This window comes from Actinophytocola sp. KF-1 (assembly GCF_054661535.1).
On sequence record NZ_BAAFVK010000019.1, the window covers coordinates 125,072 to 151,355 of the forward strand.

At 73.6% G+C, this 26,284-nt stretch carries 10 protein-coding genes; all 10 read right to left on the reverse strand.

The features are described from left to right. Positions 1-78 precede the first annotated feature (78 nt). The 10 genes from ACYQ77_RS41175 to ACYQ77_RS41220 all read right to left on the reverse strand — a co-directional run bounded on the left by ACYQ77_RS41175 (position 79) and on the right by ACYQ77_RS41220 (position 25,943). Positions 79-1,722: a hypothetical protein gene (locus ACYQ77_RS41175; protein ID WP_459722361.1), complete on the reverse strand. Its 1,644-nt coding sequence runs from the start codon at positions 1,720-1,722 to the stop codon at positions 79-81. Further along, a complete protein-coding gene (locus tag ACYQ77_RS41180) occupies positions 1,719-6,083 on the reverse strand; it encodes a hypothetical protein (protein WP_459722364.1) in 4,365 nt (1,454 codons plus the stop codon). The genes ACYQ77_RS41175 and ACYQ77_RS41180 overlap by 4 nt, the downstream gene beginning before the upstream one ends. Further along, on the reverse strand, positions 6,080-9,985 hold the full coding sequence (locus ACYQ77_RS41185) for a hypothetical protein (protein ID WP_459722366.1): 3,906 nt from the start codon (positions 9,983-9,985) through the stop codon (positions 6,080-6,082). Before ACYQ77_RS41185 ends, ACYQ77_RS41180 begins: the two co-directional genes overlap by 4 nt. Then, positions 9,982-13,545: a DUF6603 domain-containing protein gene (locus ACYQ77_RS41190; protein WP_459722369.1), complete on the reverse strand. Its 3,564-nt coding sequence runs from the start codon at positions 13,543-13,545 to the stop codon at positions 9,982-9,984. The genes ACYQ77_RS41185 and ACYQ77_RS41190 overlap by 4 nt, the downstream gene beginning before the upstream one ends. Then, on the reverse strand, positions 13,542-18,101 hold the full coding sequence (locus ACYQ77_RS41195) for a peptidoglycan-binding protein (protein WP_459722372.1): 4,560 nt from the start codon (positions 18,099-18,101) through the stop codon (positions 13,542-13,544). Before ACYQ77_RS41195 ends, ACYQ77_RS41190 begins: the two co-directional genes overlap by 4 nt. A 467-nt stretch (positions 18,102-18,568) precedes the next feature. Beyond that, positions 18,569-19,009, reverse strand: coding sequence for a DUF4231 domain-containing protein (locus ACYQ77_RS41200; RefSeq protein ID WP_459722374.1), 441 nt, complete (start codon positions 19,007-19,009; stop codon positions 18,569-18,571). Then, positions 19,006-20,463 carry a radical SAM protein gene (locus ACYQ77_RS41205; protein ID WP_459722377.1) on the reverse strand — a complete coding sequence of 486 codons (1,458 nt, stop codon included), beginning with the start codon at positions 20,461-20,463 and terminating at the stop codon, positions 19,006-19,008. The genes ACYQ77_RS41200 and ACYQ77_RS41205 overlap by 4 nt, the downstream gene beginning before the upstream one ends. A 78-nt stretch (positions 20,464-20,541) precedes the next feature. Next, a complete protein-coding gene (locus ACYQ77_RS41210) occupies positions 20,542-23,439 on the reverse strand; it encodes an AAA family ATPase (protein ID WP_459722380.1) in 2,898 nt (965 codons plus the stop codon). Then, a complete protein-coding gene (locus ACYQ77_RS41215) occupies positions 23,439-25,316 on the reverse strand; it encodes a toll/interleukin-1 receptor domain-containing protein (protein WP_459722382.1) in 1,878 nt (625 codons plus the stop codon). The genes ACYQ77_RS41210 and ACYQ77_RS41215 overlap by 1 nt, the downstream gene beginning before the upstream one ends. Positions 25,317-25,583: 267 nt before the next feature. After that, complete coding sequence (locus ACYQ77_RS41220) at positions 25,584-25,943, reverse strand: STAS domain-containing protein (protein ID WP_459722385.1); 360 nt, start codon at positions 25,941-25,943, stop codon at positions 25,584-25,586. Positions 25,944-26,284: the final 341 nt, after the last annotated feature.

Below are 26,284 nucleotides of genomic sequence, written 5' to 3' on the forward strand. Positions count from 1 at the left end.
TCGCCGCGGTCTACTTCGTGTTCACCCTTCTGCTCCGCGCGGAACGCGCCGCCCTCGCGATGGTCCGGTGACCACCGCTCACGTGGCGGGGCGGGTGACGATGTCGTGCCGCACGCCGCTGTCCGCCTCGCCGCGGCCGGGCAGGCGGCGGCGCGTCAGCCAGAGGTGGGTGCTGCCGTCGGTCCAGCGGGCCAGTTGCCACTGCCGGACCACGCGCACGCCCTCGCGCGGGACCTCCTCCGCCGCGACCCAGTCGGTGGCCGACAGGGTGCGGCCGGCGGGCCGGGCGGGCGGACCGTCGGGGACGGGGAGCAGCACGCGGTTCAGCCGGGCGCCTTCGGCGCTGAACTCGGGCAGCAGCGGCGCCCAGTGGTCCGGGGGCAGCGCCGTGCGCAGCACGTAGGCCAGGTCGGCGTCCGGCGCCTCGGACGGGGCGGGCGCCGGGTGGTAGCGGCCCACGCGGTCGACGGCGACGCCCGCGGCGCCTTCCACGCTCTGCTCGACCGCCCAGACGATGTTGGCGGCCTCGTCGCGGAGGAACACGACCTCCTCGACCGGGTCGCCCTCCAGCGCGCCGGGCAGTGCGGGCGGCAGCACGAACAGCGACTGCGCCTGGGTGGAGCCGGGCAGTCGGAACATGTCCCAGTCGGCGCGGGCGGCCGGGTCGACGAGGGTGCGGACGCCGAAGGTGTCGGTGACGACGAGCGACCGCACCCTGGCGACCGTGCCGACGGGCAGTTCGACCGGCACCACGAACCAGTCGTTGCTGTAGAGGGTCGCGAACTCGAGCACCAGCAGCCTGCCGATGTCGCTGGGGCCGGTCTCCGCACCGGCGAAGGACACCGGCGCGTCCTCGAACTGCCACCACCGGTCGGTCGGCATGCCCGGGTAGCGGACGGGCCCCGGCATCCCGGTGCGCACGATGTCCTGCGACGGCGAGCTGTTCGGCACCGTCGTGCCCGCCGGGGCCATGCGCAGGTCGAACCAGTCGAGGGTGCCGCCCGGGTACTCCGGTGCCACGACGGCGACGTCGTCGGTGCCGAGCCGGGTGCCGAGGACGAACGAGTGCTCCAGCCGGTGCGACGACCAGCCGGTCGCGCCGGCGCCGGGGCGGCTGACCAGGCCCCGCCACCACGTGCCGAACTGCGTGGCCGCGGCGAGCACCGCGGCCTGGTCGGCGGCCTCCACCGCGGGCCGCGCGGGCAGCCGCACCGGGTCGCCGAACGCGGCCACGAGCGCGGCGGCGTCGGGCACCCGGCCGCGCAGGAACGCGATCTCGGCGACGGTGCCGGCGTCGGCGGTGGGTCCGGCCGCGACCGCGGGCAGCGGGTACGCCTCGGTGAAGAGCTGGCCGTACTTGCCGCGCAGCGGGCCGAGCAGCCGCAGGAACCGCTGGCCGCCGTCGGCGCGCAGGGCCAGGTCGTTCGGGTCCGGCGCGCCGCGCTCGACCACCGCCTCCAGCGGGGTGGTGGCCGTGTCGAGGTACTCGGGCGCGACGGTCCCGCCGTCGCCGAGCCCCCGGTAGCCGCTGAGCTTGCCCGCCTGCATGCGCAGCCGCGCGCCGACCGGCGAGCCGCCGTCGCTGCCGTCGAACTCGCCGAGCTGCCACTGGCGGCACAGCAGCCACGCGGGGTCCTCGACGCGCGCGGCGACGCTCTGGCGGATGTCCGGCGAGGTGACGCGGGGCGTGAGCCGCGTCCAGGTGGTCACCGAGGGGGTCACGAGCTCGCTCCCAGGTTGGCTGCGGTCAGGTCGGTGCTCGCGGTGGCACCGTCGGAGTTGAACGGGACGTAGGTGGCGGGCAGGAAGTGCCCGTCGCGGACCTGCCCCCACGGCACGGTCCGGCTCGTGGCCACGTGGAACGCCTGCTCCACGGCGGCGACGACCTGGTCGACGGTCCACTTGCCGTCCTGCGCGGTGGGCATGGCCAGCAGCAGCGACTGCGGCGCCCGCGCGCCGGGCGCGTCGTGGTTGAACGCCACGCCGGTCACCTCCTTGGCGGCGGGGATCCGCTCCGCCCACTCGTCGAGCACGAGACCGGCGAGGGGGGCGGCCGGGTCGACGGTGCGGGTGGTGTGGACGGCGACGGCGAGCACGTCCGCGCCTGCCGACGGCCCGGGCAGCGCGGCCCACCGGTCGGTCGCCGCCCTCGGCGTCTGCCCGACCACCAGCGGCTGCGCCGGGGCGCCGACGGCGTCGGCGTGCAGGAGCGCGGTGCGCAGCGCCTTCGCGCCGGGCCGCACCCTGGCGAGCCGGGTGAGCCAGGTGTCCACGGCGAGCGGGTCGGACCCGACCAGTGCGCCGCTGTTCCCGAGCAGGTCGGTCAGCGCGGCCCGGTCGGCGGGCGCGACCGTGACGGTCGGCGCGACCGGGAAGTCGTCGCCCAGCAGCGCCCGCAACCGCGCGGTGTGGTGGCGGACGGCGGCCTCCGGGCCGTCGGCGGCCGGTGGTGCGACCAGTTCGGCCTCGGCGTCGAGCCTGCGCCGCGCCTCGAAGGAGATGGTGACCGCGTGGGTGCGAGTGCGGGTGAGCCACTCGGTGTCGCGGAGCGCCTCGGGGAAGGCGTCGGCGATGCCGTGCCGTGCCAGTCCGTCCAGACGGGCGACCAGCAGGTTCGTGTCCGGTTGCTGGGCCGCCAGCTGGTCGTCGAGCCCCGTCAGCTCCGCGGTCAGCGACGCGCGGGCGGCGTCGGCACGCGCGGCCAGCTCGGCCACGTTCGCGGTCAACGTCAGACCCGCCTCGCGGGCGAGGTCGGTCCCGCGCACCGGCCGGACCTTCCGCAGCAGCTCCCGCACGCCGCGGGCCGCGTGCCGCAGCTCGTCCACCGACGCGAACGCCGGCGGGTTGTAGCCGACGGCGCGGCCGGTGGACACGCGTGGCAGCTCCGAGATGCCGACCATCTTCGGGCGGTTCGACCGGAACGCGGTCATGATGCGGCGCATCAGCTCGTCGTCGGTCATGAACACGACGTCCAGCGGCGCGAGCGCGAGGACGCGCAGGTCGAGCGCGCTGACCGCGACGGTCACACCGTCCTTCAGCCACTCACCGCGGACGACGACCCGCGACGGGTCGGGCAGCAGCGCCGCCGCCCAGCCGTTGAGCGTCGGCGACGCGAGCGCACGCGGCCGGGCGGGCGGCGTGGTGGTGCTCGCCGGCCACACCGCGGCGTCCGCGGCGGTGTTCGCGGTGGTCGCGGTGCCGAGGAACAGCAGCCGGTGGTCCTGCACGGCGGCGACGCGCGGGGTGCGCACGACGTCGAGGTCGGGCGGCGGCATGTCGCCCTTGGTGAGCGCGTCGAGCACCGCGCCCGCCCGGACGGTGTTGCCGCCGAGCAGCTGGTGCACGCCCTCGGCGAGGGTGGCGTCGGCGAGCGCGTCGAGCGCGGCCACCACACCGTCGAGCGCGGCGACGCACGCGGTGTGCGCGGCCGTGCCCACGGCGGGCAGCCGCAGCGACGGCTCGTCGGGCTGCCCGGGGTCCACGCCCTGTCCCCACGGCACCGCGTTCTCCCGGTGCAGCTTCTCCAGCGCGATGCCGTCGGCGACGACCCCGGCCTGCCGCAGCTCGCTCGGGCCGCCCTCGGTCTGGAGGGTCTGCGCGGTGAACGGGGCGAGCACGCGGAAGGCGCGCACCGCGACCCCGCCGCCGGAGGTGGCGAGGGCGCGCTCGAAGCGGTAGCCGAGCAGCGCGCCGAGGGGCTGTCCCGCCTGCACGCCCTCGACGAGGTGGCGCACGAGCCGCACCCGGTCGGCGGACAGGTTCACCGCGACCGGGCGGGTGCCGTTGCCCGGCGCGCCGACGCCACCGCCGCGGGCGGCGTACCCGGCGCGCAGCACGGCGGCCGTGGTGGCGTGGTGCATCGACGGCGCCATCACGTACCCGGCGTTGGCGTCGTCGCGGTACAGCGTCGTGCCGGACTCGCCGTCCGGCGGGACGGTGACCACGGTCCGGGCCGCCTTGCGGACGTCGGCGAGCCAGCCGAACCCGCCGACCAGCACCCCGGTGGGCATGGCGCCGGTACGCGCCAGGGACAGGCGCCGGGCGGCGAGGGAGGTCTCCCACGCGTCGGTGCGGTACGCGGCGGTGTCGAGGGTGGCCCGGACGAGCGGCTCCAGCTCGGCGGGGTCGAGGTCGGCGAGCCTGCCGACGGCGGCGCGGAACTCCGCGCGGTCGGCCTGCACGGGGTCACCGGTGCGTGGTTCGACCAGCCACTCCCCCAGGTTCTTCGCGGCGCCGGTGTACCCGGGCGGCACGGACCGGGCGAGCTCGCGCCACAGCGTGGCCGACTGCGGCCGGTCCGGGTCCATGTCGACGAGTTCGGTCTCGCGGTGGCGGCGGTCGCCGCCGTCGTACTGGATGAGCGCGTTGCGCACCTCCTCCAGCGCGGCCTGGCGCAGCAACCGCTGCAGCAGCGAAGCGTCCGGGCCGAGCGCGAGATCACGCAGCTGCTGGGTGGTCATGGCGAGCAGCTCGCGCAGCGCCGTGCCCGGTGCGGCGGGCAGGAGGTCGACGGGCAGCGGGAACGTGTGGCCGAACTCGGCCCGCAGGTGCGCCTGCTCGGCAGGGAGGCCCAGGTCGCGGAACACGGTCCGCAGCTCCGGGCTGAGGACGGCGTCCCACCGGCCGAACACGTCGCGGCCCATCCCGCCGAAGCGCCACAGGCCGTGCGCGTACTCGGGTCCGGCGACCGGCTGGCCGAGCACGGCGTGCGAGATCGGCTGCATGGTCAGTGCCTGCACCAGGCGCGTCGCGGGGTCGCGGGTGTCCGGGGTGCCGCTCGGCGGCCACCAGTAGCGGTCGCTGACGCGGCGGACCTTGTCGCGGCCGATGCGGTCGAGCACGTCGCGGATGATCCGCACCGGCGCGGTGTCGCCGGTGCGGAACGAGGTGGTGCGGCCCATCGTGGGCAGCACGCCGTAGGGCTGGTCGCCGATCCGCACCACCGGCAGGTGCCCGCGCGGGCGGACGTGGTCGACGAAGTGCCGCCGGGCCTCCCGGATGCTCGCGAACGGCACCCCGTCGAGCACGTGGAACAGGAAGTAACCCCAGGTCACCGACCACAGCGCGGCGGCGGCGTCGCGCTGGTGGTCCACCCGGTCGCCACCGGCGGCGCGGGCGGCGGCGCCGCCGTAGCCGAACGGGACGCCGAGCGCGCCGAGCAGGTCGGCGCCGACCGTGCCCGCGGGGTGGGGCGCCACCTGGTACCGGGAGGCGTCGATCCTGCGGTGGTGCGCGTCGCGGACCTGGCCACGCGGGCTGGTCTCCGACACCGTGCCGTCGGGGTCGTTCGTGGGCGTGCCGGGCTCGAGTACGCAGAACCCGTCGGTGTAGTGGTGGGCCTCGAACAGGTCGGCGAGGCCGGTGGCGGCACGCCACGGGTCGCGGCGCTCGTCGACGCCGACCACCACGAGCCGGTCGACACCGAGGTCGAACAGCTTGGGGTCGACGCTGAGGGGGACGCGGACCGCCATGCCCGCGGCTTCCGCCTCCGCGAAGTCGATCATCCAGCGCATGCCGGGGTCGACGAGCACCTGGTCGTCGGCCGGGGTGCCGGGCAGGACCGCGTTCGGGTCCGGCCCGACGGCCAGGTCCGGCCGGATCTCGCCGCCGGTCACCGTCCAGGTCACCTCCGGTGCCTGGGCGGCGGGCCGGGCCGCCCGGTAGCCGCGGACCTGCCAGCGGGTGGGCAGCAGCCGGGCGAGCGGCGGGCGGGTCCAGCTGCCCGCGCGCGGTGTCCCGGTCGGCGCGCCGTTGCGGGTGCTGCGCGCGACCCAGGCGCCCCGGGCGGAGCCGAACCGGTCGGCCAGCTCGCGCCAGGCGCGGTCGCACTCGGCGGCCATGCGGTCGCGGGTGGCCTGGTCGGCGGTCTCCGGCGGCGTGTTCGCGCGGGTGACCTGCCAGAACGTCAGCCCGGCGGTGGTCTCGTCCGCGGTCAGCGCCGGCTCGTGGGTGTCGACGTGGATGGTGTCCGGGTAGACGCGCACGAGGAGTTCCGACCCGGCGAAGCGCGTCTCCAGGCGGACCGGCAGCAGTGCGATCGGGGTGTCGACCGCCGTGCGCCAGTCGTAGGCGGGCGTGGTCATGCGGTGGCTCCATCGAGTAGGTCGGAGGCGTGGATGGCCACGCGGTGCGGGAGGCGCAGCAGGTCACCCGCGGTCGGACCGCCGGGGCGGGACCAGTCGGGGGTGGCCCGCGGCCCGAACCGGGGCTGGGTCGGGGGTTCGGCGAACACGAAGAAGTAGCCCGCCGCGCCGGTCGCGCCGCCGACGAGGTCGTCGGGGTCGACCGGGAAGGTGAACACGGCCAGGTCGTCGCCGAGGACGCCGGTGGCGGTCGGGTTGACGCCCACGCCCTCCGGGCGGCGGCCGTGCTCGGTGTGGACCGCGGGCACGGCCTGCACCACCGTGTTCGGGAAGCGGCGCAGCAGCTCGGCACGCACGAGCAGGGTGACGCCGTCGCCGGACGCGGTGCCGGTGGCGACGTCGCGCAGCTCCTTGTCGCCCCACTGGTCGATGGGCAGCACATCACCGTCGCGTGCGCTCGCGGCGGTGCCCCTGATGTCGAAGAACCGCCGGAACCAGGTGGCCCGGCCGCCCGTCGGGTAGCCCCGCCACAGCAGTTCGCGGCCGAACTCGGAGTTGACGCCCGCGAGGTACGCGGCGATCAGCTCGGCGTTGCCGGTCATGAGCGCGAGCCCGTCGGGCGGCAGCGCGTCCGCGCCGGGGGCCACCAGTTCGGCGAACCTGCTCAGCAGCGGCCCGGACATGGGCTGGGTGAAGACGGGTTCGTAGAAGCGCGGCCGCAGCGGGTCCGGGGCCTCGCCGTCGGCGGCGAGGCCGGCGGGCGCGTCGGGCAGCGGGCCGCCGTCGAACACGACGCGGTCGAGCACCCGGCGGTTGATCGTCTCCCCCGGCGCCAGCCCCTGGGCGACCTCGTCGACCAGCGACGACACCTGGTAGGCGGCGGGGGTCCACACGTCACCCGGCTGGTCGGTCAGCGTGGTCACGATCCGCCGCTGGTGCGTCTCGGCGGCCGCGGCGAACCGCTCGGCGTACCGGGCGAGCCGGGTCAGCCGGGTCTCGTCGATGTCCCCGACGACCCGCCGCGTCTTCGGCCCGGCCGCGTACCGGCCCGGGAGGTTCGCCGCGGTGGCCGTCGTCGCGGCGGCCTCCGCGGTCACGGCCGCGGGTGCGAACGCCTCCTCCAGCGGCGGCTTCGGGGCCGGTGACTCGTCCGGTTCGGGGATCGGCTTGGGGCTGCCGTCCGGCGAGCCGTCGGACGGCCACGGCTCTTCCTCCGGTGGTGGGATCGGCTCCCACGCACGGTCGTCCACCTGCGGCCGCACCTGCACGGTCTGCCACTCGACCTGTCCGTTGTACGGCGAGACGTACGCGTGGGTGACGTGCACGAGCAGCTGCGGGCCGAGCCCGCCGTCGACGTCGGTGACCGTGAGATCGAGCGACGGGAAGTTCTCCTCGCCACCGAAACGCGGTGCGACGGCACCGCCCCACAACGACTGCCCGAGCACCTGGCCGGGGCCGAAGAAGTTGCGGATGCCGCAGTAGCGCAGCTCCCACACGGGCGCGCCGTACTCGTCGGTCCCCTCGTGCAGCCAGGCGACCACGACGTCTGTGGGCGGGGTGTCCACGCCGGTGAACACGGGCGGCAGGAAGGCGGCCTTCATGCTGAGGTTCGTGCCCCACACGCTGTAGGGCCAGACGAGGGACGGCGGAATGTAGGCGAAAGCCCTGGTGACCGACCCGTCGGGCCGGGAGGCGTAGCCGGTGATCGAACCACCCTGGGGGTCGGCGGCGAAGACGACCATCTCGTCCGGGCCGCCCGCGACGCGCCGGGCGGACAGGCTCAGCGCGCCGTCGAACTGGTACGGGCTCTCCTGGCTCCAGCGTGCCGTGCCCAGCTCGGTGAGGCCGGAGGCCGTCGCGTACCCGGTCGGCGTGACCTTGGTGATCCACCGCACCAGGTGGTGGGTGCGGTAGGAGGTCCACTTGCCGGTCACCAGCTCGTTGCGCCGGTACAGCACGGCGAGCGCGGGCTCGCTGTCCCGCCCTCGGACGAGCGCGCCACCCACGAACTCGGTGTCCGCGGTGATCCCCGCCGGGGCCGGGACGGTGAACGCGGGGCCGCCCGGCACGCGGCACACCCCGTCGGGACCCATGTCGCGGTCCACGGTCACGCGCAGCGCGCCCGGCTGGCCGGCGACCGGTTCGAGGGTGACGACGTCGGCCATCCGCGCGTGCCTGCCCGGGGTGACCAGCGGCCGCTGCGCGGCGGGTTGCAGCCAGGCCTGCCACCACTTCGGCGCGCCCGCGACGGTGTCGCCCGCCGGGCGGGCCACGCCGGTGTGGAAGCGGACCCAGTCGGGGGTCCGGTACATGATGTCGCCGGGGCTCGTGGTGATGAGCGGCAGGTCGGCCCTGGCCAGCTTGCTCACCGGCGCCACCAGCGGAGCGCGCACGGTGGCCCCGGCCCGCTTGGCGACGGTCGTGGTCGGCCGCAGCGCGCGGGTCGCGGCGGCGGTGACCGCGGCCGCGGTGGCGTCGTGCGTGGCCAGCTCACCGGCGACCGTGCCCGCGTCGGCGCCGTTCACCGACGGCAGCCGGTCGAGCACCGGCGCCGCGCGCTGGAGCATCACGTCGGCTTCGCGGTCCGCCGTGGCGGCGGCGGCGAACCCGGCGGTCCCGCCCGGTGCGAGGTGGCGGCGGTGCAGGTTCTCGGCGACGGCACGGGCGTTGACGCCCTGCCGCAGCTCCGTGTTGGCCTGCTCCAGCGCGGCCGCCTGTGCCCAGGCCGCCGACATCAGCGCCTCCTGCTCCTCGCGGACGACCTGCGCGCCGATGCCCGCCGCGGCCCGCATGCGCGGGTCGGTGTTGAGCGTGACGAGCCACGGCGGGGCGTCGCCCGCCAGCCCGCGGGGCGTGCCGAGGTGCCCGCCGAGGTGCACCGGCGGCGCCAGCTCGGTCACGCCGCGCTGCAGCAGCACGCGCATGGCGAGCGGCCACGACGACGGCACCGGCTGGTCCGGGTCGGCGGCGGCGGGCCGCAACGCGGGCAGCACGGTGGCCACGCCCTCGTCGGCTCCGAGCACCTCGTCCAGCTCGGCGTCCGCGCCCCGGTAGGCCAGCCTGCGCCTGCCGTCGGCGGGCACGACCGCGTGCAGCTTCGCCGCCAGCGTCGCGAAGTCGCCGCCGGGGCCGGTGGTGAACCGCCACGAGTAGTAGACCGGCAGCCGCACCTGCGCGGCCCCGTCCTGCCACGCCTTGCCGGTGGTGGCGCCGTCGGGATGGCCGCCCAGGCCCGCGACCACGCCGTGGGCGAACGCGGGCACCAGGCACGCCAGGTACCGGCGCCCCGCCGTCAGCGGGGTGGGGCAGACGAGCCGGGACACCGCCCGCTCCGGGTGGTTCGCGAGCACGTCCTCGACGGTCTCGGCGCCCGTGGTGATCACGTCGGCGTGCGCCCACGCCGGGCTGTCGGCCAGCGACGGCAACAGCCTGCCCGGGGTGGTGAGCACGGCGAGCCGGTCGGCACGCGGGGTCTCGAACTCCACCCCGGGCTCGGCGGTGTCGACCACCACGAGCACCAGCCACGGCCGCAGCAGCCCGTCCGGCTCGCGGGGCGCGAGCGGGGTGAGCCGCCACGGCAGCGCCGGGTCGTCGAAGTCGATCGCGGCGAGGTACTCCGGTTCGGCCGCGGTGGCGTCCGCGGACGGCTCGGTGCGCACGATCTGCCGCAGGTCGATGCCCATGACGTCACCGGGGCCGTGCAGCTCGACGCCGGGTCCTTCGACGCGCTGGCCGTTGACGGTCACCCCGGTGCCGAGCGTGCCGCGGGCGGGGACCGGGCGGGTGCCGTCGTCGCGCTCGGTGAGCTGCGCGGCGAGCGGGTCGCGGACCCACGACAGCAGGTGGCGGCGGGCGGGCTGGCCCGTGGTCACGGCCGCGGGGCGCTCGCTGAGTGCCGTCATGCCGGCACCGTCTCCTTCTCCGGGCGCGCGGCCCGGCGTTCGGTGGTGGCGGCGACCGCGTCGGCGGTCTCGCTCACGGGGACGACGACGAGGGGCGCCGCGCCGGACGCGGTGCGCCGCAGCTGGTCGAGCGCCTCGGTCCTGGTCAGCCGCGGCGCCTCGGCGAGGCCCGCGAGCCGGGCGACGCCCGACAGCGTCCCGGCGTCGACGATCGCGTAGGCGTTGTCGCGCACGCCGAGGTCGATGCCCGCGGCGGGGTCGGTGAACTTCGCGGTGCCGCTGTCGCGGGTCGCGGCCCTGGCCGCCGCGCCGCCGGTGGCGAGCACCAGCACGTCGTCGGCGGACATGACGTGGTCGGCGCCGTCGGTGGCGGCGGTGGCGGCGAACGTGGTCCTGGCCGCGTCCGGGGCGTCGACGACCGTGGTGCGGTAGCCGACGTCGACGACCACACCCGCGGTGTCGACCGTGCCGGTGCCGCCCGCCGCGGTGAACGCGACCCCGGAGGGCATCGGCTCGAACGACGGCGACGACAGCCGTTCCTCGTCGCTCAGCTCGAAGAACTGGCTGCGCGCGAACGGGTCCCGCACCTCGGTCACCGGCGCGGCGCGCCCGCCGAGGTCGGCCGCGGTGATGGCGATCTCGGTGTCGCCGCTGACCGGTGCGGTGCCGAAGTGGTCGAGGTGCAGCCCGCCGAGCGGGGCCACCCGCTGCCGGACGACGATCCGCGACGACGGCGACACCAGCAGCCCCTCGGCCGTGGCGCCGGGCCGCACGGTGATCGTCGGCAGGGCGGCGGTGTCGGTGACCTGCCAGGAACCCCGCTGCCCCAGCGCGTCCCGCACCAGCGCCAGCACCGGTTGCGGGGTGGGCGCGATCGGGGTCGGCGCCCGCCCGAACCGGCTCTCGAAGGACACCTCCGCGGAGAAGAACAGCACCTCCACCTTGGCGTGGCCGCGGACGTGCCACTGGCCGGGCCCGCGCAGGTACAGCGACGCCGCGACCCCCAGCAGCAGGTGCCCCGACCAGCGCACCGCGATGAGCAGGTTCAGGTCCGCCTCGAACCCGAACGGGTCGAGCTGCACGAGCACGTCCAGGCTGAGCGAGCCGTCGGCGGTGAACTTGCCCGCCTTCGCGTGCACCTCGACCTTTCCGCCCAGCTGCAACGTGTTCGTGGTGACCGCGAGGTAGGAGCTGAAGCGGGCGCTGACCGACGAGCCGGGGTTGCCGATGGCGAGCGCGAGCGGCGCGAGCTTCGGGAACGACGGCGGCGGCGTGTAGCGCGGGTGGAAACCGCCCGCGCTGAGCACGAAGTCGCCGTCGCCGCTCCACCGCGCGCGCAGCGCCATGCCGCCGGTGAGCGTCCACTGCGCGATCCGCGAGTCGTACAGCCGGGCGTCGATGTCGAGGGTGCCCGCGCCGAAGTCGAGGAAGCCGACCGCGTCGAGGTTGATCTCCACGACGGGGGCCTTCTCGTGCGGCAGCAGCACCTTCACCCGGCCCATCGCCACCAGCCGCACCGGCTTCGGCAGCTCGACGGCGAGGCCGAGGTCGGCGGTGATGATCGTCGGGGTGCCCCACGTGAGCCGCGCGGTCGGGCCGAAGATCACCCGGCCGGGCGCGACCGGGAAGATCGACTCCAGCCGGTTCAGCAGGTCGCTCTCGCGCCCGATGACGTCGCCCGGCGAGAGGATCGCGGCGAGCGAGCCGTCGCCGACGGCCGCCTGCAGGTGTGCCTTGTCGAAGGCGCGGTTGACGCCGAGCATGCCGCCGACCGCGGCCAGGTTGAAGCCGAAGCCCAGCGGGATCGGCTGCGGGAACCGGGCGTTGACCACGAGCAGCAGCGAGAACCCCGGCTTGCCGCCGGGCAGCTTGGTGGTGAGCAGGCCGAGCGCGGACAGCCGCAGCTTGGCGAACTCCAGGTCCACGCCACCCGCGTAGCGGCCGGCGGCCGGGTCGAACGCCAGGAACCCGGCGCCGGTGACCGCACCCGCGTCGATGCGCAGCGCCATCCCCTTCGGCGGTGCGAAGTCCACGCCGAAGTGCGCCGGGCCGAGGTTGCCGCCGCCGTCGGGGAAGGTCAGGGCGCCGGTGACGCCGATGCCGTCCACGGTGGCGTGCACCGGCCCGACGTCCAGCGCCAGGTTGGTGGACGCGGTGAGCGCGAGCTTCCTCTCCGCCACGGACGCGGTCATGGCGAGGCGGATGGCCTCGACGGTGACCGGGCCGAGCTTCAGGTGCAGCGGCATCGATCCGGTGTCCAGGGTCGCGCCGCCCGCGATCGACAGCCCGCCGGACCGCGACCAGCCCAGCGCCGCGGTGATCGGCACCCGGACCTGCACGCCCTTGAGCACGCTCGCGAGGAAGCCGTCCCCGTCGGCGGCGGGCGCGACGACCAGCGCCGCCTTGTCCGCGCTGACCGACACCCCGTAGTCCGGCCCGTCCGCGCGGAGGTTCGCGAACAGCCGCACCAGGAACTCGTCGAGTTCGAACCGGGTGCCGTTCGCCGCGCCGATGCGCAGTGCCGGCCGGTCCTCCGCGGTGCGGCGCGCCGCGGTCAGCTCGACGTCCACCTCGGTGGCGGAGCCGTCTACGAGGAACCCGTCGCGGCCGAGCGCGAACGCGGCGCCGCCCGCGCCGACGGACGCGCCGAGGTTCCAGCCGCCGGCGACGGTCGTGAAGTCGATCTCCCCGTGCGGCACGACGACGAGCCCGAGCCCGCCGGTCTCGTCCGCCGACAGCCCGACGCTCACGCCCCACGCGACCGCCGCCTCCCCGGCGCCCGCGGTGCCGCGCACCGTCAGCATGTGCGCGGCGAGGTCGGCGGTGCCACCGCCGACGTCGACCCCGGCGCCCGCCTTCACGCCGTAGGACGCCCGCAGCCCCAGTTCGGTGAGCAGGTCGGCGACACGCGGGAAGAGCGCGTCGGCGAGCGCGGCGAGGTCGTCGCCGGTGCCGTAGGTCTCGCGCAGCACGGCGAGCGGGTCGGAGAACAACCCGACCAGCCGGTCGGGGCGGACCTCCGCGCGCCGCATGGGCAACCGCACCGGGCGGCCGGTGTCCGGGTCGGGCGGCCCGAGCGGGCCGGACCCGCGCGGGTCGAGCGTGCCGAGCAGCGCGAGCACGCGGCGCAGCAGCGGTGCCCGGTCGGCGAGGTAGCCGTCGGTGAGGTGCTCGACGAGGTCCTCTCCCATGTGCGCCAGCACGATCGGCGGCAGCGTCGCCTTCCACGGCTGCGGCAGGCCGCGCAGCTGCTTGACCGCGGCCGCGACCGCCGCCGCGTGTTCCTTGGCGTCGGCGAGCGAATCGGGGATGCCGCCGTCGATGATCTGCTCGACCGCCGCGACCGCCGACTCGACACCGGCGATCCACGTGGTGATCTGGGTGTCCAGGGTGGCGATGTCGGTGACGCCGAGGCGTTCGCCGAGTGCGTCGAGGTCCCAGCCGAGGCGCCGCGCCAGCTCGGCGCGCTGCTCCGGCCCGCCCGCGGCGATCAGCAGCGGCTCGGCGAACCGCCGCAGCTCCAGCCACAACTGGCTCAGCAGGTCCTGTTCGGTGCTCATGAACCGCCTCCGACGGTGGTGTTGGCGCGGCCGTCGGGGTACGGGAGGCCCGCGGAGTCCAGGAGGAACGAGCCGCGGCCGCGCTTGAGCTGCTGCTCGCTGACGGGGAACACGGCGGGGTCGACACCGGCGTCACCCGGCTTGGGCAGCTGGCCGACCTCGAGGGTGAAGTCCGTGGTGGTCCCGCCGAACCACTTCGGCCAGTCCCGGACGGTGTTGATGGTGTCCTTCATGTTGTCGTTCGAGTGGTGGTTGGCGCGGTGCACGATCCCGGCGACGAGCGCGTGCTCGTGCGCGTCGCCCCACGTGGCCGGGTCGCCGGTCCACCCGGGGTCGACGCGGGCGCCGCCGGAGGGCGACCACGGGTCGATCGGGTGCCGCTTCTCGGCGGCACCGCAGGAACCGCACTCGCCGTGCACGGCGAACCGGTACGCGGGCCGCAGCTGGTTGGTGTTCTCCTTGGGGCTGAACAGCCCGGCCGGGCTGAGGATGTGCCACCGGTAGAGCAGCGCGACACCCCGCTCGGAGTTGACCACCTCGCCGATCCTCGGCCGCCGCGCCGTGCCGCCCGCCGGGGTGGTCTCCGGTGGCATGTCCTCGCCGGTTGCCGTCGGCCAGGTGGCGGCGAGCACGTCGCAGATCCGCTGCCCGGCCATCCGGTACATCGCGCGCCGCACGTTGTCGTCGGTGCGGACGGCCATCAGCATCCGGTAGAAGCTGTGCCAGGAGTGGAAGTAGTTGTACTCCCGGACCTTGTCGTCCAGCTGCTTGGGCGCGAGGTCGTTGGTGAGCATGGCGAACGTGGCGTACTTGCGGCCCGAGGAGTCCCACAGGGTCGGCGCGGTCCACTTCTTGGCCGGGCGGATCCCGTCGATGCCGAAGTGCGCGTGGAAGGTCTCCGGGTAGAGGTGCTCGAGTAGCGCGAGGAACCCCCAGAACTCGCCCTGCTCGACCTTCCAGCCCTTCTCGACGGCGATCACGTGCGGGCCGGGCATGGCCAGCGCGGGCACGGGCTTCTCGGGCAGCAGCTTGCCCATCGTCCAGTGGCACGGGCCCATCGACAGGAACGCGTTGTCGTAGCCGTTGATCCCGTCGAAGAAGCCGATCGCCTCGACCTCGGCGACGGACCGGATGACCTTGTAGGTCGACAACCGCCGCCGGGCGGCGAGCCGCGCCGCCTCGCGGGCCGCCGCGTCCGTGCCCGCCGGGGTCGCGATGTCGGACACCAGCGTGGCCACCGTCGGGTTGCCGGTGAGCATGGTCTCCGGCTTCATCTCCAGCCGCGGCAACATGGTGTTCGGCCTGCTGAACTGCCCGCCGTCCATCTGCGCCTTGATCTGCGGCTTGTGCGGGAGCGGGTCGGTCGACTTGCTGGCCGCCTGGACCAGCACGTCGTTGTCGTCGGTCCAGCCGGCGAGGATCACCAGGCGCGGCCGCAGGTCCGGACCGCCCGCCGGGTCGGTCGACGCGGGCTGCGCGTACGACTCGGTCGCGGCCACGGTGTAGCGGCCGGTGAAGTCGGTCGCGAACGCCCTCGGCGCGCTGACCCCGGGTTCCGTGTGGTGCCAGATGTTCCCCCGGCCCGCCGTCGGCGGCGCGGGGTTGCCGCCGGTGATCACCATGGCCTCGATCACCACCGGGCAGCGCAGGCGGTTGGCCACCCAGTGGCCGATCAGCCTGCGCGTGTTGCGGTTCACGACGCCGGTGACCTTGTCCTGCGGCCCGTCGTAGCGCATGTCGACCTCGACGTCGAACGGTTCCAGCCGGTCCACGTACCGGCTCGGGACGGTGCCGGTGTAGGTCTTCTCCCGCACGCCCTTCTTCGACCGGGCGTAGATCTGGAACTCCCGCACCGCCCATTCGGTGTGCTCGGCGAACTCACCCCGCGTGTCCCGGTCGACGATCTTGAAGCCCAGGTCGGACAGGTCCTTCTGCAGGTCGGCGACGTACGTGCCCGCGGCCTGCCGCACGCCCCAGTACGAGGCCTGCACACCGGGTTTGGCGTCGGTGTCGCCGCGGCGCAGCGCGCGGCCGCTGTACCGGTCGCCGTCGTACCAGCCCCAGCCCGGGTCGAGCCGCACGTCGAACCTGGTCCGCGCCGCGGTGTCCTTGCCGTCGTCGGCCCACCACCACTGCGTGGCCTTGACGGTCGCGACCGCACCCGGCACCGGCGGTGGCGTGGTCGCGGGCGCGTCGGCCGGGACGGTGGTGAAAGCGAGGTCCGCCAACGCGTTCTCGCCGACCAGGTCCGACCCGGCGGCCCACCACGTGCGGTGGTGGGCGTGGTTGTAGGCCGCGCGCCGGAACCGGCCGAGGTTCCAGACCGGCGGCGCCTCGGCGGGTGGTGTCGAGGTGTCCGGGTCGGGCGCGTCCTCGTCGTCGCCGCGGTCCCACGGTGCGCGGACCGGCTCGACCTCCTCCAGCTGCCCCGGCACGGGTGGCGGGACGAGCGCGCTGCGCTGGTACTCGGCGCGCCACGCCCAGTGCGGGCTGACCTCGACGAGCTGGTCCGGGGTCGCCTCGGCGAGCTGCGGTTTGCCCGCGATCGTCCACACCGCGGGGGTGCGTTCGGCGCCGGTGAGCTGGGAGCCGACCGGCATCGGCTTCTGCGTGGTGCCGCCCGGTGTGTAGACCTGGTCCCAGCCCACGAAGTCGCGCCACGGCGCCACCACGGCCTGGGACTCGTAGCCCTGCAGGTGCAGCCTGCGGCCCAGCGGGGTGGTGTGCCGCAGCGGGGCGGCGGTGAGCTGGCCGACGACGGCCTCGACGGTGTCGGTGCCGCTGTCGTAGGCGGGTGCCTTGGCGGAGAACCGCATGCGGACCGCGGACCCGTGCTCCTGCCCGCCCGTCAGGACGAGGACGCGGCGGGTGCGCTTCTTGGCCGTGCCGCCCGGCACCTTCTCGGTGGTCAGCTTGGTCATGGTCAGGTGCAGCGACGCGGCGTTCGCCGACCACGAGTAGGGCCGCACCCGCGGGTCCGCCCACTCCTTGGGCTGGGTCAGCACGAGCGGCACCGCCGACGCCACGACCGTCAGCGTCGTGGCGGCGGGGGCGGGCAGCAGTTGCAGCGCCGCCACGACGCCCTGGTCGCGCAGCGGTGCGGCCGCGTCGCCCGCGGCGGTCGGGAAACCCCGGTCGGTCTGGGTGTCGAGGAACAGCAGCTGCCACCGCTCGCGGGTCAGCGCCCACGTGTAGGTGAGCGCGGTGGTCGGCCGGGCGAGCGCCGCCGACGGCACGCCGACGAGCCCGTCGACGTCCGCGCCCGCCGCCGCGGGGGTGGCCGGGGTGAGCCAGGTCTTGAGCTTGGTGAGCAGCTGCCCGCCCGGCGCGGCGGGGGCGAACTGCTCCGGGGTGTTGCCCCAGGCGTGCACGACCGCGGCGGCGGACAGGGCGTTGGCCAGCACCCGCTTGCCCGCGGGCGAGCCGATCAGCTTGGTCGCCGCGGCCCGCGACGCGTTCCAGCCGGGGGCGGCCTCGTGCTCGCCCATGGCGGTCAGCACCGGGACGTTGGCGAGCGCACGACGGGCGGCCGCGAGCGAGGTCCGGAACGCGACGAGGCGTTCCTTCGCCCGGACGTACGCGGTGAACAACGCGACCTCGCCCTCGAGCACCACCGGCGCGGTGTACGGCGCACCGGTGGTGATCTTCGTGCGCAGCTCGGGCGTCAGCCGGGGCCAGTCCAGGCCGGGGTGGACCTGTTCGACGGTCGGCAGCTCGGGCCACGCCGCGTCGGACAGCGCGAGCAGGTGCAACGCGACGTGCTCGGCGAAGGACAGCAGGTGGTTCGCGGTGGGGCGCAAGCCGATCCGCTTCGCGAGGTCGGCCCGGCGGTGCGGGCCGAGCACGGCGGGCTGCTCGGTGTCGACCAGCCCCGGCAGCGGGTCGTGCGCGACCCCCCACTTCGCGGCGGCCGCCCGTGCCAGCGCGAGCAGCAGCGCCGAGCCGTCGTCGGTGCGTACCTGGTCGCCGGTCAGCACCAGCGCGTGCGGGCGGGCGCCCGTCGCGGGGTCGGTGAGCGCGTCCCGGACGAGCCGGTCGGCGGTCGCGAGCGCGTCACGGCCCTCGCCGTCGGGGCTGCGGTCGCCGCCGTGCAGCACGCGCAGTTGCGCGGGATCGTCCGGCGGGACCTGGAAACCGGGCAGCTGCCGCCCGGTCAGGCGGTAGCCGACCACCCCGCGCCCGTCGCTGCTCACGTCCCCCGCGACCAGCACGCCGGGCGTGAACAGCGTGGTCGCCGACGGCCCGTCGGGCACGGGTGCCGCGGTGCCGTCGGCCGCGCCGAGGAACACCTGGTACCGCAGGTCGGCACCGGCCGCGGGCGCGGTCGTGCCCTCCGGCACGGCCGAGGTGACCGTCACGACGAACAGCCGCTCCCCCAACCGCACCGTCTCAGCGGTACCCACCTGCACGACCGTGGTGCCGGTGCCGTCCGGGGTCTCCCCCGAGTACACCCGCAGCGTGACCTTGCGGTGGCTCCGCAGGGCCAGGAACACGCTCACCGCGGTCGGCGTGACCCGTCGCAGCACGGGACCACAGATGATCTCCGGATCGCTCATCCACCTGCCTGTCGCTCGGGCTCCCCGAGCGGGAGCTTGTGTGATCGCGAACCGTCAAGCAGGTCGACGCGGGCGGGGGCCGTGTTACGGCCTTCGGACAACTGTCACGCACAGCGACACACCCGGAGCCAGGCACCAAAACCCTTGCCGGTCAAGGATTTCCGACGTGATCTGGCCGACCTGGGCACCCCACTGTCCCGAACAGACGCACCCCCGGCGGCGGACGGCCTACGACCCGGCGACCGGATGGCCCCGGTATGTAACGAACGGTCTCCGCTCCGCGATCATCTGGGGACTACTTCACGAGTCCGTCCGCGGCCAGGATTGGTCCGGCGGTAGCCGCCAGACGGGAATGACGCAGGCCGATCTCTCACCAGCTCAAGGAGAATGACGGGCACCACTACCGCTACCCGGCCCGGTTCCCCGATCTCATCCTCGCCGCCGGGCGGAACCCAGGTGACGTGAGGTCAGGCCTTCGGGCGTTCGGTGGCGATCTGGATCCAGCCGTTCATCTCGTCCTGCTCGATCCTCGTCACCGCGGCCACCAGCACCGTGTCGCGGGTGGCCGGGTCGTCGTACGGCGCCGCGCCGATCCGGTAGCGCCTGCGTTCCGCGTCCACGGCCTCCCTGGCCGCGGAGTACCGCAGGTAGTTCTCCTGCCAGTGGAAGACCGTCCGCAGCCCGGACAGCACGACCACCGCGAACCCGAGGACGGCCGGGATCGCCGTCGTCCCCGGGGCGAGTGCGACGGACAGCGGGATCGCACCGGAGACGACGATGAGGGCGGTCTCGTTGAGCTTGTACGACCGGCGGGTCCGGATGGCGTGCGACTTGTACCATTCGAACGAACCGCGGGCGAGGCCGACGGCGAACGTCTCCTCCTGGGTGTCCACAGTGGATTCCGTCATGACTCCGCCCGTTCCTGCCCGGCGACCGCGTACTTCAGCAGGCGCAGGCCTTCCAGCCGCAGCGCCTCGGGGTAGATCGTCTGGTAGATCCCGCAGTTCGGGGACCGCACGTCGAACCGGCCGGTGGCGCGGAAGGTGGCGAGCGGGCAGCCGCCGGTGCACCACTGCCGCCACTCGCAGTCCCGGCACCCCTGCTTCTCGTCGACCAGGAGGTTGCGCAGCGGCGCCCGCTCGTCGCGGACCGCCGCGACCGGGTCGTGGGTGTCGACGTGGCCCACGGACGCGCCGAGGTCCATGTGGCACTGGGCGATGCCGCCCCGCTGGTCGATGACGACGTAGTCGTGGCCCGCGCCGCACGGCCGCTGCCTCGGCTCCACGAGCTGGCCGCGGTCGAGCACCGTGCCGAGCACGCTCCACGGCGGCAGGCGCTCCTCGATCGCCGCGAACGCGGACCGCATGCCGTCGATCATGGCGTCCTGTTCGTACTTCAGGTCCGCGTGGCTCGTCGAGCACTCGTTGTCCCGGAAGAAGTTGAAGCTGAACGTCAGGTCGCGTTCGAGTGCGTACCGGACGACGTCGGCGACGGCCTCCGTGTTGCGACTGGTGATCGTGACGGAGATGTGCGGCGGCAGGCCCATCTCGATCAACCGCTCGACGGTGCGCTGCACCATCGCCGACGTCGGCCTGCCCGCCAGGTTCGGGCGCTGCGCGTCGTGCGCGGCGCCGATGCCGTCGAGGGACACCATCACGCGGATGCCGCGGGCCTTCAGCCCGTCGGCGAACGCGGCCGGGATGGCCACCCCGTTCGACAGCAGGACCGCGTCGAGACCGAGACCGGCGGCCGCGCAGCACGCGACCGCGTGGTCGTGCAGGGCGAGCACCACCGCCGGGTTCATGCTGGCCTCGCCGCCGGCGTACTTCAGCCGCAACGACCGGAAGCCGTGGTCCACCGCGGACCGCACCAGCGCGTCGACGCTGCGCCTTGCGGTCTCCTCCTCCATCGCGTCGTCCGTCTTGTGCACGTAGCAGTACGGGCACCGGAGGTTGCACGCGTTGGTGACGTGCAACCACGCGGTCAGCTGGCTGCTCTCGGCGTACCGGGGGCGCGGAGCGCGGCCCACCGGGTGGACCAGGTCCTGTTCGACGAGTCGCCGGACGACCGGTTCGAGGTCGGCCTCGGCCACGCCGATGCGCACGTCCGCTGTGGACACCGGGGTCGCGAACGCCCGGAACACCTCGGCCGCCGCGGTGTTCAGCACCACCGCGCCGCCGTTGCCGAACGGGCTGAAGAACACCGAGTGGTGTTCGTCGAGGACCGTTTCGACGACGTTCGGGGCCTGCACGAGCGGCCCGTCCGGCAGCGCCGTCGTCCGGTCCCGCGCCACGACCGTCGAACTGACCGCGCAGGCACAGTCCTCACAGTCGTGCACCACGAGGTCGATCCGGTGTGGCACGTCCGAAGTGGACAAAGCAGCTACCCGGGGCCGGGTTGCATCCATGGGCCGAAGCCTCTCATGAGGACCGAGCACGGTCTAGTAGAGCTCCTCGAGCCTGGCGAGGAGTGACGTCGCGTGCCGCTGTGGCTTCAGCCGCGACCAGTCCGACTTGAGCCGCCGGTACCACCCGTTCCTGACCTGTTCCGGCAGCGTGTTGTAGATGTCGATGAAGCGCCGGAACTCCTTCGCGATCGCCACGGACCCGTGCGACCCGATGCGCTTGTCGGTGAGGAGCCGGAAACCCCGGGAATAATGGGAGATCGCGGTGTCCAGGTCGCCGGCGCGCCGCTCCTCGAGCACGTCGTGCACGATCAGGTGCCCCTGGAGGAGGTCCCACCGCGCGGGGAGGTCGGCGAACGTGTAGTCCTCGATCGCCTTCTCCACGCTCGGCACGCGGCCGTCGAGCCTGCGGCGGTACTCCTCGTCGCCCGTCAGCCGCCACGCGGTGTAGCTGAGTTCGAGGAACTCGATCAGGGTGGCGGACAGGAACCAGCCGTCGCCCATCCGGCCGGCCACGTCGATCGACTCCTCGAAGTAACGCAGGCCGGTGTCCGCGTCCTCGCGGCTGAAGATGCGGCCCGCCCGGTTCAGCGCGGACGGGTAGGAGCGGACCGCGAGCTCCCGGCACACGTCCAGCGCCTGCTTGATCAGCAGCTGAGCCCGCCCGGTCTGGTCGTCGACGAGCACGATGCCCTCGTCGGACGCCTGGTGCAGGCAGATGGCCTGCTCCTGGTAGATCAGGCCCAGTCGCGGGATGTTCTTCAGGCTCTGGAACACGGTTTCCGCTCTGGCGTAGGCGTCCCACGCGGCCTGGAACTTCCGGTCGTAGCGGTGGACTTCGCCGGACACGCTCAACGACAGCCCGATCCCCGCGCGGTTGTCGATGCGCTCGCGGATGGCGATGGCGCTCTCGACGAGGTTGCGCGCCTCCTCGTAGCTGCCGTAGAGCGCCTTGAGGTAGGCCCAGTTGGTCTGGATCGACGCCATCTCCTCGCGGTACTCGGCCGGGCTGCCCGGACCGAGCACGTCGGACATGGCCGCACGGGCCCGGTCGTACGCGTCGTCGGCGTCCTCCCACTGGCCCAGGTTCCGGTAGTAGAACCCGAGTTCCTTGAGTGCCTGGGCGTAGCGCCGCGGCTGGTCCGGCACGTCCGCGGCGACGGTCTCCGACAACGCGGTCTCGAAGTGTTCCTTGGCCCGCCGGACCTCGCCGGGGATGCGCAGGCACGCGTTGCCCAGTTCGTTCGCGAGCCGGTAGCGCAGCTCGAAACTGGTCGCCGCGTCGTCCGGCAGGATCGCGAGCAGGTCGAGCGCGGGCGCCGGCTGGTCGTTGTGGATGAGGAACCGCGCCACCAGGAGCCCGATCTCCAGGTACCGGCCGGGTTCCTCGTGGACGAGCCAGTGCTGGAACCGCCTGGTGACCGAACCGAGCACGTCCTCCAGCGGCTGCTGGGACACCGTGTGCGGCAGGAACCGCTCCAGCTCGTGGCAGACCAGCTCCTGGAACAGCACGTCCTGGTCGTCCGCCGCCTGGTGGTACAGGTCCTCGAACAACGCGGTGCCCTCGACGAAGTCGCTGAGCAACCGGTAGTGCAGTTGCGCGGTGCGCAGCAGGTCGCGCTCGCGTTTCTCGGCGTCCAGCCGCGCCACGGCGTTGACGAACTCGGCATCCCCCGGCGGTTCGTCGCCCGGCGACCGCGCCGCGTCGAACTGCTCGGCCAGCCGCGCCTCGTGCCGCTCGGCGAGTTCGGTGTAGATCGTCGCCGCGTCGCGCCAGAGCGACTGCCGCCAGCGCTCGTCCTGGTCGTGCAACGGGATGAGGCGCTGGGCGAGTTCCTCGGCGAGCGCGTCGTGCAGGGTGACGTACCGGCTGTTGGCCCTCGGCCGGATCCACGGCGTGCGCAGGAGCTGCCGCCACGCCTCGTGCCAGTCGCCGTTCAGGTCGTCCGGCAACGTGTGGTCGGCCATGATCCGCCGCCACACCTGCTCGTTGACGCTGTGCCGCACGACGGCGAGCCGCTTGATGGCCTCCGGCCAGAAGCCGGTGCCGCGGTAGGGAGTCACGAGCCGTCTGCGGAACCCCTCCCGGCGGAACGGCAGCGGGTCCCCGTCGTCGGTCATCTCCGGCGGCGGGTCCGCGTGCTGGAGGAACTCGACCGTCATGGCGAGCCACAGCGGGTGACCTTCGGTCAGGTCGATGATGACGTCCTTCTCGTCATCCGACAGCGCTTCGCCGAGCGGGCCCGTGTCCAGGTACTGCCGCGCCTCGGCGTGCTCGAACCCGCGCATCGTCAGCGCGACCGTGGGCAGCGAGTGGTGCGGGTCGCCGAGGTGCTCGCGGATGGGGTCGCGCTGGTTCTCCGCCGGCGGCCTGCCCGCGAGGATGAACACCGTGCGGGGCAACGACTTCATCCACTGCGTGACGGTGAACAGCAGGTACATGCTGCGGATCGCCTCGACGGTGTCCAGCGAGATCACCACGACGTCGTCCGTGGCCGCGACGAACGAGCTGTAGCACTCGACGAAACTGCTCTGGATGCGGCCGAGGTGCCCGAGCACCTCCTCGATGGAGGCACTTCTGCGTTTCTCCGGGGAGAACCGCGTCATGTGGTCGAAGTACCGGGCGAAGTGACGGCGTTCCGGGTCGAGGCTTTCGGCGATGTCCCGTTCCAGGTTCGCCAGCAGCCAGTACTCGGAGTCGTCGACGTCGATGGGGCGCACCCACCGCACGGCTGCCCCGGCTCCGGCGGGTGTGCCGCTGCGCGCCGCGTTCGCCATCGTCCGGACGAGCCGGGTCTTGCCGACGCCGCCCGGTCCGTACAGCAGCACGGCGCGCGACGTGCCGTCGGCCCGGACCTCGTCGATCTGCCCGTGGACGAAGTCCTCCTCGTGCCTGCGGATGTACGCGCCGCCGAGCGATCGATCGTGGTGCATCACGTCTCACCTCGCAGTGCGGCGCACACCGACGAGCGGGTCTGCTCGAACAGCTCGTCGTACCCACTCAACAGTCGCTGGAGTTCGTCGTCCTCGCGCAACCGCCGATCGATGTAATTGCTCACCTCGATCGGTTCGTACATCGGCGACTTCACGAACTCGTTGGCGATCTCCGCGGCGACGGCGGGCAGCTGACCTGGCGCGGCGGCGCCGTTCACGGCCATCATCCGCGCCGCTTCGTGCCACAGGCATTCGATGAGCACGGCACTCTGTTCCTTGCCCGCGTCGCGTTCCGCCCAGCGTTCGTGGAACTGCCTGGCGGTCGTGTTCGCCCGCGCCCGGTCCTCGTTCGTCGGGTAGTACAGGCGGTAGAGCAACCGGCGGATCGGCCGGGAGATGACGTTCCACAGTTCCTGGGACGACTGCTGGACGAGCGCGGTTCGGCCCAGCGCTTCCCAGAGCTCCGCACGCTGCCAGCGCGCATCGTCGAGCGCGCTGCGCAGTTCGGGGTCCTGGTCGATGTGGTAGCCGAGGTGGCTCAGGGTGAACAGCCGGTAGGGCACGATGGCCCGCAGTGCCCGCTCGATCGCGGCCTTCTCGGCGGCCTGGTTGACGCTGCCCAGCGGCAGCAGGCTGTCCGAGGACAACAGGTCGTGCTCGACGTAGGGCCGGGCCAGCCCGTCGAAGACCCGTTCCTGTTCGTCCGCGGGGCCGTCGAACTTCAGGAACGCGGTGCGCTCGCCCCACTTCAGCGCCTTGACCAGCAACGCGGGCAGGCCCTCGCTCATCAGCTGGATCCGCTCCGCCAGCGCCCAGCGTTCCGCGGCGCCCATGTCGAGGTTGAGCTCCCGCATCGCCCCCTCGACGATGTCCGGCCCGAACTCGGACAGCTCCACCTTCCAGAAGCGGTTGCCGGGACCGCGGCCGATGCCGGTCCAGTTCTCGATGTTGCGGCTCCCGACGATGAGGCTCAGCCGGGTCTTGCGGTTGCCGGCACGCTTGACCTGGTAGTAGATCTCGCTCAGCGCCTGGCGGACGACCCCGGCGCAGTCCGGGGCCAGCAGTTCCGCGCTGTCCAGCAGGAAGAGCTGCTGCTGGTGCCTGTTGCTGATCTCCGCGGCGATGTCCCGCAACACCTCGTCCGGGATCTTCCGCGCCGTGCCCGCGTCCGCTGCCGTGCCCGCGTCCGGCGCGGCGACGTCCAGGAGGTGGACGACGAGCGCGAGCGGGTCCGTGCGCAGGTCCGTCGAGTGGACCGCGAGGTCGACCAGCCGGACCCGGCGTTCCTCCTCGGCCAGGCCGCGCTGGATCTGGTCGAGGAACCACGACTTGCCCATGCGGGGCGGGGACGTCACCACCCAGAGGTCCTTGCCTCCCGTGGTCTGCAGCGCGCTGATGACCTGGTGCAGTTCGTCGGCCCGGTTGCGGAAGGTCAGGCTGATGCCGTGCTGCTGTCCGCCACCTGCCGTCGAGCCCGCGTTGGCCAGCACCTGCCGCACGGCGCCGGCGATCTGCTCGTCGGCGGGCGCGGACCCGAGCGGGATCCACGCGTAGGCCCCGAGAAACCCGCTGGCGCGGTACGGCGCTTCCCGGACCGACATCACCGAGATGAACTGGTTGTCCGGGTCGTCGTCACGCAGGAGGGCGAGTTCCCGCTCCCGGCGGCACCACGTGGATTTCAGGTAGTCCGGCGACATGACCGCGACAAAACGGTCCGCCGCGCGGATGTTCTCCTCGATCCGCAAGATGAACCGGTTGCCCAGGTTCTCCGGGGCCTCCCACCAGAACACCGTGGCTCCCGCCTGGACCAACGCGCTGACCAGCCGCTGCGCGACCGGCGAGTCCTCTTCCGCGTAACTGAGGAAGACGTGCGTCATGAGTTCGGTCCACACCCCAACACTGGTCACCCCACGACGGCGCGCGTCCGCACCCGCCCTGTTCCGTGCCGGGTACATCGCTGCGGGGATGCGAAGTGTGTCACACCGTGTCGATCGTCTTTTCCCCGCCACGACCAGTGCCCGACGATCACCCGACCGGGTGCGTCGAACGGGCGAGCTTCATTCAGAAGTGTTGATCCCTGCGAAGCGGGGGCGGCCGCCGGTGCTGGGGTTGTACCGGCGGGTGGTGCAACTCCGGCAAACGGCTCAGCGGAGCACGGCCGCGAGCGCTGCCTCCCTGGTCGGGCAGATGGTCAGCATGTCGTGCACGCCGGCGAGCTGCAACGGCCGGAGCACGGCGCCGTGGGCGGCCTGCACGGCCAGCCGCACCTCGTGGTCCCGGGCCAGGATGGCCGCGTTGACCAGCACGTTGATCCCGGCCGAGCAGAAGAACGTGGTCCCCGTCAGATCCACGACCGCCGGACCGCTGTCCAGGGCCGCGGTGAGGGCCGCCCGCAGTTCGGCGGCGTTGCTCATGTCGACGTCACCGGTTACCTCGACGACGGCGGCACCGTCGAGTTCCTCGGTGCGGACGGTGGCTATCGGCAGGCGAACGGTTTCGTGCACGGTGGCACCTCCTGGTTGCGGCGCTGGGCAACCGAGCTACTGCCTAACCCGTGTCACTCGACCTGGAGCTCGTGTGTGTGGCCACGAGACATTGCCAACGTTACGGAACTCCTGCCGGATACACAACGAGACCTGCCTCGCTCAGTCGTCACCGGGGTCGAGGAGGTGGCCCAGGAGTGCCGACCGGTGGGGGCCCGGCACGGGCCCCCACCGGTCGTGACCGGTGCTCAGTCGTGCCTGCGGTTCCACGGGCCGGTGACGGCGAAGGTGATGCCGGGGTCGTAGATGTTGAAGAACATCGTCTTCCCGTCGGCGGAGAACCCGACGCCCGCCAGCTCACC